At 36.1% G+C, this 15953-nt stretch carries 13 protein-coding genes; 5 read left to right on the top strand and 8 right to left on the bottom strand.

The window, feature by feature from the left end; translation table 11 throughout:
• Window positions 1-99: 99 nt before the first annotated feature.
• Genes EDF66_RS19360 through EDF66_RS19370 form a run of 3 tightly spaced genes read right to left on the bottom strand, consistent with a single transcriptional unit; the run spans window position 100 to window position 3991 of the window.
• Complete coding sequence (locus EDF66_RS19360; RefSeq protein WP_243656094.1) at window positions 100-1578, bottom strand: M14 family zinc carboxypeptidase; 1479 nt, start codon at window positions 1576-1578, stop codon at window positions 100-102.
• A gap of 4 nt (window positions 1579-1582) precedes the next feature.
• Window positions 1583-2635, bottom strand: a complete 1053-nt coding sequence (locus EDF66_RS19365; protein WP_132844444.1) for an LD-carboxypeptidase — start codon at window positions 2633-2635, stop codon at window positions 1583-1585.
• Window positions 2636-2653: 18 nt separating this feature from the next.
• Window positions 2654-3991, bottom strand: coding sequence for a dihydroorotase (locus EDF66_RS19370; protein WP_021189426.1), 1338 nt, complete (start codon window positions 3989-3991; stop codon window positions 2654-2656).
• Between the two features lie 264 nt (window positions 3992-4255).
• On the opposite strand from EDF66_RS19370, the gene EDF66_RS19375 reads away from it, so the two are divergent.
• A complete protein-coding gene (locus EDF66_RS19375) occupies window positions 4256-4945 on the top strand; it encodes a DUF3784 domain-containing protein (protein ID WP_207898694.1) in 690 nt (229 codons plus the stop codon).
• A gap of 92 nt (window positions 4946-5037) precedes the next feature.
• Here EDF66_RS19375 and EDF66_RS19380 read toward each other — a convergent pair whose 3' ends face one another.
• From EDF66_RS19380 to alaS, 3 genes are all read right to left on the bottom strand, one after another.
• A complete protein-coding gene (locus EDF66_RS19380) occupies window positions 5038-5730 on the bottom strand; it encodes a response regulator transcription factor (RefSeq protein WP_132844447.1) in 693 nt (230 codons plus the stop codon).
• 100 nt (window positions 5731-5830) lie between these two features.
• On the bottom strand, window positions 5831-6931 hold the full coding sequence (locus EDF66_RS19385; RefSeq protein ID WP_237682888.1) for a TlpA family protein disulfide reductase: 1101 nt from the start codon (window positions 6929-6931) through the stop codon (window positions 5831-5833).
• 7 nt (window positions 6932-6938) lie between these two features.
• Window positions 6939-9554: an alanine--tRNA ligase gene (gene alaS / locus EDF66_RS19390; RefSeq protein WP_132844449.1), complete on the bottom strand. Its 2616-nt coding sequence runs from the start codon at window positions 9552-9554 to the stop codon at window positions 6939-6941.
• A gap of 383 nt (window positions 9555-9937) precedes the next feature.
• On the opposite strand from alaS, the gene EDF66_RS19395 reads away from it, so the two are divergent.
• The 4 genes from EDF66_RS19395 (at window position 9938) to EDF66_RS19410 (ending at window position 14720) form a co-directional block, all read left to right on the top strand.
• Window positions 9938-10780 carry a universal stress protein gene (locus EDF66_RS19395; RefSeq protein ID WP_021191118.1) on the top strand — a complete coding sequence of 281 codons (843 nt, stop codon included), beginning with the start codon at window positions 9938-9940 and terminating at the stop codon, window positions 10778-10780.
• Between the two features lie 5 nt (window positions 10781-10785).
• On the top strand, window positions 10786-11661 hold the full coding sequence (locus EDF66_RS19400) for a universal stress protein (RefSeq protein WP_132844450.1): 876 nt from the start codon (window positions 10786-10788) through the stop codon (window positions 11659-11661).
• A 193-nt stretch (window positions 11662-11854) separates the two neighbouring features.
• Window positions 11855-13192: an OmpA family protein gene (locus tag EDF66_RS19405; RefSeq protein WP_132844452.1), complete on the top strand. Its 1338-nt coding sequence runs from the start codon at window positions 11855-11857 to the stop codon at window positions 13190-13192.
• A gap of 184 nt (window positions 13193-13376) precedes the next feature.
• Window positions 13377-14720, top strand: coding sequence for a S41 family peptidase (locus EDF66_RS19410; protein WP_132844454.1), 1344 nt, complete (start codon window positions 13377-13379; stop codon window positions 14718-14720).
• Between the two features lie 29 nt (window positions 14721-14749).
• On the opposite strand, the gene EDF66_RS19415 is transcribed toward EDF66_RS19410, so the two are convergent.
• Together EDF66_RS19415 and EDF66_RS19420 are read right to left on the bottom strand one after the other, a co-directional pair.
• Complete coding sequence (locus EDF66_RS19415) at window positions 14750-15064, bottom strand: hypothetical protein (protein WP_132844456.1); 315 nt, start codon at window positions 15062-15064, stop codon at window positions 14750-14752.
• 72 nt (window positions 15065-15136) lie between these two features.
• Window positions 15137-15940 (bottom strand): hypothetical protein, encoded by an 804-nt coding sequence (locus EDF66_RS19420; protein WP_132844457.1) that lies wholly within the window; start codon window positions 15938-15940, stop codon window positions 15137-15139.
• Window positions 15941-15953: the final 13 nt, after the last annotated feature.

Genomic DNA, 15953 nt, shown 5'->3' on the forward strand with positions numbered 1-15953 from the left:
AACTAACTAACTAACTAACTAACTAACTAACTAACTAACTAACTAACTAACTAACTAACTAACTAACTAACTAACTAACTAACTAACTAACTAACCAAACTACCGAACAATCTGTTTCATATTTCGTGGCAACTCATGATTCAAATCAATGAGATAACCATTGATAACAGCGTATTGAATTTCTTCATTCTTCTTTAAGAAAAAATTTGCTTCTTTACCAAGACTTAATGTTCTGATCGTACTCAACTTGCTTTTAGATAGTACATTGATGGTTAAATGATGTAGTACTTTGGGCTCGGATGCATTTATCTTTACACCGGCATATCCTTGCTTCAGTAATGCTTTTATATCAACGTTTTCAAGATCACTCAGGCGATAAAATTCCTTTTCGTAAACTTTAGCTTCTACAAATTCGAAATCTGTCAGATCCAGATCATCGTACCCATAAAAGTCATGAAGATCTCCAATGTCTTCAATATATCCTTTTGTATAGTAATCTTCCCCCTCGGTAATCTCATCTCTTCGGATAGCAATATCTACTTTCAGAGGAAGACCATGTGATATTGTGGTCACCCGACGAAGGATCACATCGTGCAGCTGCGAGGCGTTGAATGGTATCTGCTGGTATTCTGAGATTGAAAATTGCTGATAACTGTCCTGGGCGATTTGCAGTAAGGAATTAAGAATCAGAATAAAATTCAATTTTCTAATTTCCTGTTTTTCCGGATCTCCAGCAAAAGCTCCTGATTCGATCAGTATGGTGCTTGCACCCCATTGCTGAAAGCTATCTCCAAATGCTCTTGGTGAGTGTTCATCATCATATTTGGCAATGGCTCCTGGGATATAGTCTTGAAGCAGCTGATTCATACCAGCTATGATCTTCATTGCATTACCACGCACTTCATTGACTTCGCGCTCCCAATTATATGCTGGTGCTAAAAGGGAAATGGTAACCGGAGTTTTAGTTCCCGGAACGTTATAATAGATATTCTGATCATGTAGATTAAAGCCAAATTGTGGTTTGATCATTTCTGCCTGATTTCTTAATAGCTTACCTTCTGGTGTTGCGGTATCTCTGGCATCCCGATTCAGATCAATGTGCTGCGCATTTCTTCTTGTATAGATTTCAGCTCCATCTGGGTTGAGCATAGGGATAAAATGCACTTCTAAGTTTGATTTTAATATTTCCCTTAAGCTTTGAAATCTGCTATCTTTTCCTTCAAGAAAATTAAACAGGTCAAAAAGGGCCATGGTTGCGGTCGGTTCATCGCCATGCATCTGCGACCACAGCATTACTTTCTTTTTTCCCTGACCGTAGGTTAATTTATAGATCGATCTTTTTTGAACTGACAGTCCGATCTGATCAATCTTTAGGGTTGATGCCTCCTGATGCTTATTGATGAGATCGACTACAGTCGAATGTTTAAATCTACGTTTTGTTAACGTGGTTTCTTTATAGGATGAATAGGCTTCATCAAAATCATTTTTATTTAAATTCATGGTTTGGGCAGAAATTGTAATTCCCGAAGTAACGAAGATCAAAAAGAAGATAATTTTCATCAGGGGGATAATTTTCATCGATTTAATCTTTTAGTACTTTCTCTAAAAGTGTAATGGTTCCTTTGTCGGCATCTATTTTGACCTGTGCTCCTACCGGTAATATAAATTGATTGGCAATATGTCCGATCATGGCTCCTGAATAAGCAGGAATCCCGAGCGGTTTGATATAATCGTTCAATACCTGTTCGAGCGTAAGAGAACCATAACCTCCTGCTGGCCCACAGTCCGTACACTTACCAAAGACGAAACCTTTGATCTGATCCAAAATTCCTGCTAATTTTAATTGACAGAACATCCGGTCCACGCGCTCTATATTTTCATCTACTTCTTCTAGGAAGAGTATGGCATTTTTAAAATCTGGCAAATAGGCTGACCCGCATAACCCACTGAGCAATGTCAGGTTTCCTCCTAGTAGTGTACCTGTTGCTTGTCCTGAGTTTAAGGTCGTGATCCGCTCTTTGTACTGGATAAAGTTATCGCCTTTTTCTGTTGGGTTTGCAAATTGTGTCGGCTGATTAAGGAAAAATTGATTTTCAAAATTTTTAGCAACGGTATTACTCCATGTACTGATACCGACTGCGCCGTGAAAGGATATTAAACCGGTCTTTTTATAGAAGGCCATGATCAGTGCAGTAATATCGCTATAACCTAATAATACTTTGGGGTTATTGGCGATGAGTTGATAATCAATATGTGGTAATAAACGGGATGCTCCTGCTCCTCCGCGTATACAGACAATCGCTTTCACTTCTTTGTCTGCAAACATGCTGTGGATATCGGCTAGGCGCTCTTCATCTTTTCCTGCAAAATTACCATATCTACTTCGGATATGTTTTCCTTCTTTGATTTTGAAACCAAAGTTTTCAAAAATTTCGCGGGTCATAACAATGGCTTCTTCGGTATCAATAACTCCCGCAGGAGCTATTAATCCGATGGTATCTCCTTTGCGCAATACTTGAGCTAGTAATTTCTTTTGATCTGCTTTTGTTTCAAAGAAATCTTCCTTTGCAAATGATAGTGCAGGTATTCCTGTTGCGACTAAGCCTAAGGATTTTAAAAATGTTCTTTTATCCATAGTCCTGGATGATCATGATTATCTGTTAAATAATAAACGTCTACCAGAGCCGTACTCGATCAAGCTCCCTTTGGAATAGGCTAATTGTCCTGATACAATGGTGTGCTCGATAGAAGATTTAAAGGTATGATCTTCAAATGGAGACCAGCCACATTTTGACAGTATATTTGATTTTGTAACAGTATAAGGTTTATTTAAATCTACCAGTACTAAATCTGCCCAATAGCCTTCACGAATAAATCCACGTTCCTCAATCTGGAAGCAAATTGCTGTATTGTGTGCTGACTTTTGAACGATCTGCTCTAAAGTGATCTTGCCCTCATGGTACATGTCCAATAAAGCTTGTAATGCATGCTGTACCAATGGCCCTCCAGATGGTGCTGCGCTATAAGCTTGTGTCTTTTCAGCAATGGTATGTGGGGCATGATCGGTAGCAATTACATCGATATGTCCATCCAATACCGCTTTTACAATGGCATCTCTATCATCTGCTGTTTTAACAGCTGGATTCCATTTGATAAAATTACCTTTTGTCTTGTAATCGACATCGGAGAACCACATATGGTGAATACATGCTTCAGCTGTAATTAATTTTTCTGCCAATGGAATGTCATTTCTGAATAGTCCGATTTCTTTAGCAGTAGAGATGTGCAGAATATGTAAGCGGGTATTGTTCTTTTTCGCTAATTCTACAGCTTTGGAGGATGAGATGTAGCAAGCTTCTGCCGAACGAATAAGGGGATGCATATCTATTGTCAATCCTGCTTCGCCATATTTCTCTTTATATATAGCAAGGTTTTCCTGGATAGTGGCTTCATCTTCGCAGTGTGTGGCTACTAATGTGGGCGAGTTAGCAAATATCTGTTCCAATGCACGCTCATTGTCTACCAACATATTACCAGTTGATGATCCCATGAATACTTTGACACCACAGACATCACGAGGGTTTGTTTTGAGTACTTCTTCCAGATTATCATTGGCTGCACCCATAAAAAATGAGTAGTTGGCTAAAGCATTTTGAGAGGCGATATCGTACTTATCTTGTAACAAAGATTGTGTTAAAGTATTGGGTACTGTATTGGGCATCTCCATAAATGATGTTGTACCTCCCGCCACTGCGGCACGGCTTTCATGCCAGATATCAGCTTTGTGCGTCAATCCTGGTTCACGAAAGTGTACTTGATCGTCAATTAATCCGGGTAAAAGGTGTAATCCTTCGGCATTAATCTCTCTATCGGCAGGGTGGTTAATCTCTGCGGCGATCATCTCGATACGGCCATTACTGATATAGACATCTGAAGTGGTAATCTTCCCTTCATTAACGATTTGTGCAGATTTTATAAGTATTGTTGACATGGATGATGGTAATGTTTAATATGATATACAAATATAAGCATTTGAATATTTACAGCCTAAAAATACACAATTGGATGCTTGCTTGCATATTTTATGAGTTTGAAATACTATTAAATTTTTGTATATTAAGTTGCTTTACCCTTTAATAGGGATAGCCCTATTATGATACAAGATCATATTATGTTATAATCAATTTTCCTAAATCGGATTTGTTAAACAAAACTATTCGCTCATTAAACAATTCATCTAACAATGGAAATAAACATGTTGTATTTACTTTCTTTTATCTTAATATTGATCGGACTTATTATTAATAAAGAGAATGCGAAGTACTTATTAAGTGGATACAATATGCTTCCTGAGAAGGAACGTAATCATTTTGATCTCGTTAATTTTCTTAAATTTTTTAAAAGATCTTTCCTCCTTTTGGGTGTATCGTATCTGATTATTGGTTTACTGATTTCTGCCTGTGTTAAGAACCCGCTAATTTTTATCATTTATAGTGTTTTGTTTCCCTTAATTGGTGTATTTTTTATTATTTATAAATCTATTGGTTATTATAAACCTAACAAATGGTCTTGGGCTATATTGACATTTGGCTTGATGATCATCATCGCGATTATGGCGGGTATCGGTATTGGGTTGGCTGAGGTTAACGTTACTATTAAAGGAAATAAAATATATACTTCTGGTCCATATGCTATTGCTATTGATCGTAATCAAATAAAAGCTATTACTATTGAAAAAATGCCCACTATTGTGGGTAAGATTGAGGGTTTTGAAATGGGAAAGGTTAGAAAAGGTATTTTTAAGCTTTCTGATGGCGGGAACGCAACGATTCTGAGTAACGGAAAAGATAGTTGTTTTATTATCCTGACTATCGAACGGAATACCTATATCCTGGACTATCGCGCTAATCTTAAGAATAAATTGTTCGAGAAGATCGAACGTTAATTGTTTAAATGGGATTTAGAAACTGATTTTTTACAGAAAAGGGCTGTATCATGATGATACAGCCCTTTTCTGTTATGATATTTCTGTAATTTCTAAGCTACATCAAATTTGTATCCAACACCTTTAACGGTGGTTACATAATCTTCACCAATTTTTTCTCTAAGCTTTCTGATGTGTACATCTATTGTTCTGTTGGTAACAACAACTGAATCTTCCCAAATGCTTTTCAAAATTTGTTCTCTTGTAAAAACTTTATTTGGTTTTGATGCCAATAAGTACATCAATTCAAATTCTTTTTTTGCAAGTACAATTTTTTGTTCTCCACGGTACACTAAAAAAGAATCACGATCAATCACCAGATCCATAATCTCTAATTTATCTTGTGATCGTGCTGCTTCTTCCGAGACATTTCTTCTTAGAATGGCATTAATACGGCTCATCAAAGCACGAGGCTTGATAGGCTTTGCAATATAATCATCGGCTCCAACATGGAAACCTGCAATCTCAGAATACTCCTCACTTCTAGCCGTTAAAAACACCATAAATGTATTTTTAAACTCTGGCATGGCACGCATTAGTCGGCAAGCTTCGATACCATCCATTTTAGGCATCATAACATCCAAAATAATAAGATCTGGATTAATATCCTTTGCTACATTGATAGCTTCGTGACCATTCGAGGCAGTTGATACTTGATATCCTTCGCGCTTTAAATTAAAAGCAATTAATTCTAGAATATCCTGCTCGTCATCAACTACTAATATTTTTTGCTTTGCAATGCTCATCTTTTTTTTTTGCTAAATTATGAACAAAATGACAACAAAACATTAACGAAGTGTTATTAAATTGTTAAGTAACATTCCGAAAGTTAATATTTAATTTGCGCTATTTTAAAGTTTTCTTTAAAAAATCTTCCAATTCTTTACCGCGTAGGTTTTTAGCAATGATCAAGCCTTCTGGATTTAAGACATAAGAGGCCGGTATTCCTGTTATTCGATACAGACCAACAACAACGGATCCCCATGCTTTTAAATCAGATGCCTGCGTCCATTGTAACTGATCGTCTGCTATGGCACGCATCCATGGTCCGGGATTATCATCAAGAGATACTCCGAAAACGTCAAACCCTTTTCCTTTGTACTGATTATATAATTTGACAATATTCGGATTTTCTTGACGACAGGGCATACACCATGACGCCCAAAAATCCAACAACACATATTTACCTTTGAAATCTGATAACTTTATCGATTTATTGTTAGGTGTGAACGATTCAAAGTCTGGAGCTGGTTGACCTACAGCCAACTTTCTCAGTTTATTTGTTTCTTCTTTAAATTGGGTAACATAGCCATTATCTAAGAACTTATCTTTTATCTTATCGGCATAGGTTATAATTTCAGCTTCTGCAATTTCCGGATCTAGTGTACTGATGGCATAAAATCCAGCGATATCATCGTGCTGTTCAGCAAAATCTACTGCTGCTTTTGTATAGTACTGCAATTGCTCTGTAAACTTTTGTTTGTACTCACTACGCAGATTTTCAATATCATCCACATCAGCTGTGATGGATTTCTTCGCAAAATCTGCCTGTAAGGAATCGCGAACTGCATCACGTCGATTTCTCATTTTTGAGAAACTCTGAATCGATGATGACAACTCAGAGCCCTCTAATTGATAATCGTTAACATCTTTCTGAAGATCTGCCTTGAAAACAATGTCCTCTCCTGGTGAAGCAATTAAATCATAACGATTTTTACCTACACGAAGTGATAATAGACGCGCCTGACTTGTAGGTCTTTTAAATTGAAAGGCATTTTTGTCTCCAAAAAACATGGAGTCCAATTTTCTTTCGCCTTCGTATAACGATATTACTTTAATATTTCCTGGATTTTCAATTTGGCCAGAAATTGTAAACTCATCTTTATTTTTACATCCGATTAGAAATAAAAATAAACAACCCACCACTAGCAACGTCTGCTTCATCATATTCGTTTTATTTTATAAATTCTATTGCTCTATCTATCGCTGTTTGTAATCCGGCACTATTTTTTCCTCCGGCTGTCGCAAAGAACGGCTGTCCTCCACCACCACCTTGGATGTCTTTTGCCAAATCCCGGATAATATTTCCAGCATTCAAGCCTTTTGATTTTGCTAATTCATCTGAGATGACAACGGTCAAACTTGGTTTACCGTCAAAGTCAGCTCCTATTACTAAGAATAAGTTATTAACGGCTCCTTTTAATGCGTAAGCTAAGGTCTTTACAGCCTCTGCGTTTGGCAAATCAACAACTGTGGCTAAGAAATTAACATCACCTACTTGTTGTAATTTGCTTTCTAGGTCTGATTTTAACGCTAATGATTTTTCAATAATCGTTTTTTCAATTTCCTTTTTCAAAGCACTGTTTTCGTCCACAATTTTACCCATTGCAGCAACAAAGTCTTTTGGATTATTTAATAACCCTTTGATTTGGTCAACTAATTCAAAATGTTCACGGATCACTGCTGCAGATTTCGTTCCTGTAATCGCTTCGATACGACGTACACCTGCTGCAACGGCAGACTCTGATGTAATCTTAAAGAAACCGATCTGACCGGTAGCTTTAACATGCGTACCACCACATAGTTCTTTTGAAAATTGATCATCAAAAGTAATGACACGCACATAATCGCCATATTTTTCACCAAACAACGCAGTTACTCCTGAATCTAATGCTTGTTGGTAAGGAATATTGCGTTCTTCTTTCAATGCAATATTTTCACGAATCTTAGCATTGACAATATCTTCGACTTGTTTGATTTCCTCTTCTGTTACTTTAGAGAAGTGAGAAACATCAAAACGTAAAATATCATCATTTACTAAGGAACCTTTTTGATTCACATGATCGCCTAATACCTGCTTTAATGCAGCGTGCAATAAATGCGTCGCAGAGTGGTTATTCTCTGTATCTTGTCTTTTTGCCTGATCGACTTGAGCTACAAAAAGGCCTGCAAAACTTTGTGGGAGGATATCTATAAAATGTACGAACAACCCATTTTCCTTTTTTGTATCGGTTACAAATATCTTCTCACCTGTAGCTTCAGAAATCAAAACTCCAGTGTCACCGACCTGACCACCACCTTCTGCATAAAAAGGTGTGACCGATAAAACCAATTGAAATTGGTCTTTTCCTTTTGCTGAAACTTTACGGTATTTTACAATTTCTGTTTTTGCACTTAGTGTATCGTATCCAACAAATTCAAAGCCTTCATCTTCATTGACTAAAATCCAGTCTCCTGTATCAATGGCAGTTGCTGCACGTGAACGGTCTTTTTGGATCTGCAATGCTTTATTAAAACCGACCATATCAACGGAAAGATTTTTCTCTCTCGCTAGTAACTCGGTCAAGTCTATTGGAAAGCCATAAGTATCATATAATTCAAATGCAAAATCACCATCAACAGTTGTATTTGATTCAGCATAATTTTCGAAACGCTGTACTCCTGTGACTAGAGTTCTTAAGAAAGATACTTCCTCTTCTAAGATTACTTTTTGAACAAAACTTTCCTGTGCTTTCAATTCGTTAAATACACCATCAAACTGTGCCGCCAACAAAGGGACTAGCTCATTGATGAATGGTGTTTTGAAATTTAGGAAGGTATACGCATAACGCACTGCACGACGTAAAATACGACGGATTACATAACCAGCTTTATTATTAGAAGGTAGCTGACCATCGGCAATGGCAAAACTAATCGCCCGGATATGGTCTGCAACTACACGCATTGCAATATCTGTTTTCTCATCCGCACCATAAGCTATCCCGGCTTTTTGAGAGATGAACTGAATAGTAGGCTGAAAAACATCGGTATCATAGTTAGATGTTTTCCCTTGAATAGAACGTACCAAACGCTCAAAACCCATTCCTGTATCCACATGTTTTGCTGGTAAAGGTTGTAATGAACCATCTTTTAGACGGTTGAACTGCATGAAAACCAAATTCCATACTTCAATAACCTGCGGATGATCGGCATTAACAAGTGACTGTCCTGCTACTTCTTGACGTTCTTCTTGCGTACGCATATCGTAATGGATTTCGGAACATGGACCACATGGTCCTGTCTCTCCCATTTCCCAAAAATTATCTTTTTTATTTCCTAATAGAATACGATCTTCAGCGATTAAAGCTTTCCAAAAATCATAGGCTTCAGTATCCTTTGCTAGTCCTTCTGAATCATCACCTTCGAAAATCGTCACGTAAAGACGGTCTTTATCTAATTTGTATACATCAGTAAATAACTCCCAAGCCCACTGAATAGCCTCTTTTTTGAAATAATCGCCAAAGCTCCAATTGCCCAACATTTCAAATAAGGTATGGTGGTAGGTATCAATACCTACTTCTTCCAAATCATTATGCTTACCAGAAACACGTAAACAACGCTGTGTATCGGCGACACGTGGAAATTTAATGGCGGCTTCGCCTAAAAATAAATCTTTAAACTGATTCATTCCCGCGTTTGTAAACATCAATGTGGGGTCATTTTTCACCACAACTGGTGCAGATGGTACGATTTGGTGTCCTTTACTTTTGAAAAAATCCAAAAAAGCCTGACGAATTTCTCTACTTGTCATTGAAAATCTAATTGTCTAATTATGATGTTGCAAACTTACTTAAAATTGCCTCGTTATGCAATTAGACGGATGTCTTTTAGTTCATAATAATGTACTAAAAGTGTCATGAAATAAAATAAATTTTGACTATTTTTAGGAATAATTCAATTTCACTCTACAATAGGAATAAGGAAAATTAATGGTGGTGATACGTCTTATTTAAATTTGTGCTTAAAATCACTTTATTTCATTAAATTAAGCACATGTTTAGATCTTTGGAAAAAATATCTTTACAACAGTCAAAAACAAACTTAACCGATACAAAATGTGTTAAGCTACAATGATGAAATTATATCATTATTAATTAAAGAAAGTGTACGTAATAAAATTAATTACCAAACAACATGAGCAATAAAATTTTAGTCCCGATTGATTTTTCAGAGAACGCCAACACGGCTGTTCAATTTGCAATTGATTTGGCAAAAAAAAGAGGGTTTGATATTCATTTATATCATAACTATACCGTTTCGTCCAGTACTTTTGATGATGTAAACAGTGATAGTTCTGATGATAATTTCAAAGCAGATGTTTTAATGGCTGATTTAATCGAGAAACTAAAGGCCAATAATCCTACTATCGTTTTCACGTCAAAATGTGAGCGCGGCATTATTACGGAGTCCCTGTTGAAAGAAACGAAAAACACTACTTATTCGGCTATTATCATGGGTACTAAGGGTAAAACAGATGATACCAGTGTGATAGTGGGCAGTACAACATATGCTGTTAGTCAGAAAAGTAATATTCCCGTTATTGCGATCCCCTTTAATTACCAAACAAAAGATATTAAGAAAATAGGTTTATTGTCCAATTTTAAATATGCTGAATTGGATACATTAAATGAATACATCAAAATATTCGGATCTGATGTCAAAGTACAGATCATTCACGTACACTACCATTCGGAGTCTGAATCTGACATTGAGGATAAACTAGAAATTTGGAAATATCAAATCAAAAAGCACACTGAAATAACCGATGTGGATATAGAAGTAGATTCTATACAAACTGATGTAGAAGAATTGGACACTATTCCTGAGGTAATCAATGATATCATCAAAGATGAAGAAATCGATGTTGTATTGATCACGAAAACACGTAAGTCATTTTTTGAAAGATTGTTCAAAAAATCTGTCGCCAAACAAATCATTCATCATCCTATTATTCCAACATTTTTTTCTAAAGCTTAATTATTATGGGCAAAATATTAGTTCCGATCGACTTTTCTGAAAACTCGATTATTGCTGCACGATACGCAAGAGAAATTGCTCTTGAAAATCAAGATGAACTTGTTTTCTTACATGTTTACACCCGACATGTAAACAAATACGCCAATTTTATGGTCCATGGGGAACACATTGTTGATCCAACTATAAAGGAATCTGAGGAACAACTCAATCAACTTGTCGGCGTGGTAAAAGAAAAATGGCCTACTTTGGTCATAAGCCAACTTTTCGATGAAGGGATTCTTGCTGAAGTTATTAGTAAAGAAACGGCAAGAAATCAGTATAAAGTTGTTGTTATGGGTACAAAGGGTGCCTCTGGATTAGAGTCTGTATTAATAGGGAGTAATACTTATGATGTAATCCGTGATTCACAAACTCCAATTTTAGCGATACCTGCTAATGCAACCGCATATAAAAAAGATACGATTGCTTTGTTAACGAATTTTAAACCAGGTGAATTAGAGGTGTTAAAACAGGCGATTCCTGTCTTTGGTAGTAAATTTCATCTATTATTGATTCATATTAATAAACAAGAGGTTGATATTAAAATACTGGATAAAAAACTTACGGAATGGATAGACAATATCATTACAGAAACGGGTATTGACGACGTTTCATATACCGTAAAAAACAGAAGTCATTTTGCAAATTCTGCTGAGAAAATTGCGAATGGAATACAAACGATGATTCGCGATGAAAATATTGATATTATTTTAATAACAAAGAGCCGTAAAACATTTTTTCAGAACTTGTTTAATGAAAATATAATCAAAGAAATGGCTATGGGGATTGTTATTCCTAACTTCTTTGGCAAAACGAATCCGAATAGCAATATTCCTAAATAAAGTACAATCTAACGCTGTAATGTTAATTATAGTATACATTATGGCATTTTTTTTAAAAAATTAATAAAATGGCAAAGTAGACAATTGTCTACAAGAAGGGATAAATGTAACTCAGATTCTAACAGACGTCCAATATTTGGCAACATTATTGTCTAGAGCACTATGAAGAAATTTAAAATCAAATTTAAATAATATGAAGATTAACCTTAAGAAAAGTGGATTATTAGTAGCAGCTGGATTATTGGCATCTGCTTCATTTGCACAAAATGCAAAAGTTGGTTCTATAGAGGGCACTACACCGCTAGGACCATCTACCCAATACAGAACTTGGTCTATCGGTATTGGTGCTGGGGTTTTAAATCAAACTAATATTTTTGGTTTCAACCGTAAGGATTACAATGATTTAGATCACAATGTTGGTTATTCGGCATACATTAAGAAACAAATATCTCCTTCTTTTGGATTTAAAGCTTCTTATTTAGGCGGTAAAGTTGGTGGAGCATATGATGATGGTTCACAATCTTTCGAAACTAAAACACCTTGGTCGGCAGCTTTATCTGGAGAGTGGACAATGGCTAATACCAACTGGAGATTTTTCAACAGTTTTATCAAACCTTATGTATCATTAGGTATTGGGGTATTAAATTCTGAGGCTACAGTAACGATGGGGTCAACAAGCACTACATATGATTCTCAATCGAAGTTATTTGTTCCTGCTGATTTCGGATTGAAATTCGCCATTGCAAAAGGGATTAATTTAGATTTAGGGTACCAGTTGAACTGGGCAAATCAGAAGTTTGATGGATCTAATCCAGCAGTGGATCCAAAGCCTACCTTCAAAAATGATTTATTCTCGTATGCACATGCTGGTTTAGAGATTGCTTTAGGAGATGGTTCGAAACCTACTTTGAATAATTCAAACCCTGTTGCAACGTTAGTAAATGATTATTCTGCAAAATATGATGAGTTAAAAGCACAACGTGATGCACTAGATGCTGCTAATAAAGCATTACAATCTAAAGTTGAGTCATTGAATGCTGACTTACAAGATGATGATGGCGATGGTGTTGCTAACAAATTTGACAAATGTCCAGGTACGCCTTCAGGTGTTCAAGTAGATGGTGCTGGTTGTCCAATTCTTGTTAAAAATGAAACTAAAATTGTAGAGAAAGTTATCACAGAGACGGATAGAAGAACTGTTGATGAAGCAATTAAAAACTTAGAATTCGAAACTGGTAAATCAGTTATCCGTTCTACTTCATACAATTCTTTAGATCGAGTTGCTGCTTTATTAATTGAAAAAGATTTCAGTTTAAAATTAGCTGGTCACACGGATAATACAGGTTCATTACAATTGAACTTAAGATTATCTAAAGAGCGTGCTGAATCAGTAAAAGCTTATTTAGTATCTAAAGGCGCTAACCCTTCTCGTATTGAAGCTACTGGTTACGGTCCAAACCAACCTATTGCATCTAACAAAACTGCAGAAGGTCGCCAACAAAACCGTCGTGTTGAGTTTACAATATATTAGTAGATTTTAACATCAGGTATATAAAGGCTACTCTATATAGAGTAGCCTTTTTTTATGAAATAAAAACATCGCAATATGAATGCTTTGATAAGTTGTTTAAACCAAATAAACATTTGAACAACATAAAGATAACGCCAATATCATTTCGATAATACGTATTTTTATGTCGTTAAGATTTTAAAAAATGTGGAAATCAAATCGTATTGTTTTAACCCTTTTTTCAGTGATTCTTTTCTCCTGTGAAAAAGAAGACTCGTTGAAAGAGCCCGGCTCAAATGAGGCCATCAATCACTGGACTCTGGATCAAATGCGACAGTATTATTACTGGAATACTAAAATCAGAACAACAAACGATTATCAGCAACGTCCGGATCTATTCTTCAAAAGTATCTTGTTTCAAGATGACCATTATTCAATGATTATGCAAACCCTGAACAGCGACACCTACGGTAATACCTTGACAAATACTTTTGGCTTTGATATGGTGCAGCTACAGGTTGCAACAGGTACTATCCAAGTCGTAACTCAGGTGGTTCCATTTAGTGAAGCAGATTTACTGGGTCTAAAACGTGGTGATAGTTTATCCTATATGAACAACGAGCTTTTGGATAAGAGTAATATGAAAGCTCTGATAAATAAATCCTTTCATTTGCCTGCAATCAATCTGAAGCGGATAGATGGGAAAATATTTATTCTACCCTCCTCCTATATTTCACAACCTGTTGTTTATATGTCTAAGATTATCTCGTCGTCTCCCACAGTAGGTTACATTTTTTTAAGTCAATTTGACTTCAGCGGTGCTTATTCATTATTGGAAGCTGTACAAAATTTTAAATCCAAACAGATAAAGGATCTTATTGTTGATTTACGCTATAACCCTGGCGGACAAGTTGCTTTTGCTTCATTTTGTGCGCTATTGTTCGCTAATATTAAGGAAAATGACATCTTTGCGAAATATCAGGGAAACAAAAACATCAAAAAGCTGGAGGACTCTTTTTCAGCTACGCTACAAAGACAGCCAGAGGGTTATTCTTTTATTGCCAAAGAAGTTTTAAAAGAGGGCCTGGGACTAAATAGAATATATATCCTAACGGGTCCAAACACAGCTTCCGCCTCCGAAATGCTCATTAATGGATTGCACCCTTACGTACAGGTTATTCAGGTTGGCGATAAAACCTATGGAAAAGACATGGCTTCTACCACCATATCTACACCAGAAGAAATACATGGCGTAGAGCGCAGCTGGCATTTAATCCCAATGGTTTATAAAATTTATAACAAATTGGACCAAGGGAACTACAATGCGGGAATTCTACCACAAAAGCCTATAAATGAATTTGATTTTTTACCACTGGTGCCTATAGGCAATATACAAGATCCACTTATTGAGGAAGTGTTGAATACGATCAATGCACATAAACCTCAAGCTAAAATCGCTCTTGATAAAAACAACAAAGCCAATTCAAATGCTCATCAATATCTGGGTAGCAGTTATGAAACGATTCCTGTAGAAATAAATCCCCATTAGAAAAACTGGAATAAATACCTATTCGTTCTTCAGCGTGCGCAGGAATTGAAAGAATTGATCACGGTACGGAGATCAACTCCGGTTTGTCCTTCTCTAACAAGCTTACGAAGGGAACGCGATAATATGCCGGAACGAATATTGCGTTCTTTTACTTCATATTCCCTGACCAATATTTCCAACTGTTGTAATACTTCTTGATATTGACTATAAAGTTGATTCAGGTCGTTAAGCTCTTTACCCAAGGCAAAAAGCACAGTTGCATCGATATCATGCTTAATTTCTCCCTGAAAATTCAGGGAGAGCGCCAGTAGTTTTCGATGTTTTAAATCATTGATTCCTTTCATAATGATTCTTTTATGGTAATATAGATTGAGATTTTTGTATTATATGGAGTTTTTTTTAAAAAAAACTACCATTTATTTTTTAAGCCAGATATTATCCAGACTATAACCTATTCCGCCAATTTCTGAAACTCCATCAACATCTAAAGGAGTGTCAGATTCTTTTTGAGGAAGATATACAATACCTATGTCTACCGTAAAATAAAAGAACAAATAGACTTTTTGTCCATCTACAAATATTGGCTTTGAATCCTTATCCAATACCTGCGCCTTTGCTGGAAAAATGGGGTCCACTGCTAATTTGAGAAATTTTTCAGGGATTTTATCCGATATTAAGTCAGTAATAAGGATCGGAGTTTCGTCGTATTTGACCAAGTCCATTCCCCAACTTTCATCAAAAACAGGCTTACCTTGATAAACCGCCAATCGAATTGGCTCCCCTTTTGGTGAAATCGTTTTGTTATAATTTAATATTTTCACCTGCATTACACCTGGAATCGACGGCACATCATCACCTAAAGGATTTTCCCCTACAACTAGTGAAGGATCAATGGGACTTTTACTATGTACACCAAAGGTATTTAACCCGGGTTTGATAGGTAAGCGTTGTTCTAGAACTACATGATCTTTCCCATCATAGGCTACAATCAATGAAGAATCGGCATCTTTATTTCTCATAAATATGAAGTTGCTCTTATCACTGTTCGCAATTTTCCCGTCAACCATTACTTTTTTTACATCTGCTGATACAGCAGTATATGTTTTAAAAGCAATCCTAGCTAATTCTTCCGATTCCAGAACAAGCTCACCTTTCTGACATGAGCATAGCATACATCCTGTCCAAAAGACAGCAAAATATGTTAATAGATTTTTTATCATTTGAGAATAATTA

It is taken from the genome of Sphingobacterium sp. JUb20, from assembly GCF_004342035.1.
Lineage (GTDB): Bacteria > Bacteroidota > Bacteroidia > Sphingobacteriales > Sphingobacteriaceae > Sphingobacterium > Sphingobacterium anhuiense.

What these genes read in the sequence shown, in the direction of transcription:
- EDF66_RS19370 (WP_021189426.1), bottom strand. Translation starts at nt 3,991, where the DNA reads ATGTCAACAATACTTATAAAATCTGCACAAATCGTTAATGAAGGGAAG.
- EDF66_RS19400 (WP_132844450.1), top strand. Translation starts at nt 10,786, where the DNA reads ATGGGCAAAATATTAGTTCCGATCGACTTTTCTGAAAACTCGATTATT.
- EDF66_RS19405 (WP_132844452.1), top strand. Translation starts at nt 11,855, where the DNA reads ATGAAGATTAACCTTAAGAAAAGTGGATTATTAGTAGCAGCTGGATTA.
- EDF66_RS19375 (WP_207898694.1), top strand. Translation starts at nt 4,256, where the DNA reads ATGTTGTATTTACTTTCTTTTATCTTAATATTGATCGGACTTATTATT.
- EDF66_RS19415 (WP_132844456.1), bottom strand. Translation starts at nt 15,064, where the DNA reads ATGAAAGGAATCAATGATTTAAAACATCGAAAACTACTGGCGCTCTCC.
- EDF66_RS19420 (WP_132844457.1), bottom strand. Translation starts at nt 15,940, where the DNA reads ATGATAAAAAATCTATTAACATATTTTGCTGTCTTTTGGACAGGATGT.
- EDF66_RS19410 (WP_132844454.1), top strand. Translation starts at nt 13,377, where the DNA reads ATGTGGAAATCAAATCGTATTGTTTTAACCCTTTTTTCAGTGATTCTT.
- EDF66_RS19395 (WP_021191118.1), top strand. Translation starts at nt 9,938, where the DNA reads ATGAGCAATAAAATTTTAGTCCCGATTGATTTTTCAGAGAACGCCAAC.
- alaS (WP_132844449.1), bottom strand. Translation starts at nt 9,554, where the DNA reads ATGACAAGTAGAGAAATTCGTCAGGCTTTTTTGGATTTTTTCAAAAGT.
- EDF66_RS19365 (WP_132844444.1), bottom strand. Translation starts at nt 2,635, where the DNA reads ATGGATAAAAGAACATTTTTAAAATCCTTAGGCTTAGTCGCAACAGGA.
- EDF66_RS19380 (WP_132844447.1), bottom strand. Translation starts at nt 5,730, where the DNA reads ATGAGCATTGCAAAGCAAAAAATATTAGTAGTTGATGACGAGCAGGAT.
- EDF66_RS19385 (WP_237682888.1), bottom strand. Translation starts at nt 6,931, where the DNA reads ATGATGAAGCAGACGTTGCTAGTGGTGGGTTGTTTATTTTTATTTCTA.
- EDF66_RS19360 (WP_243656094.1), bottom strand. Translation starts at nt 1,578, where the DNA reads ATGAAAATTATCCCCCTGATGAAAATTATCTTCTTTTTGATCTTCGTT.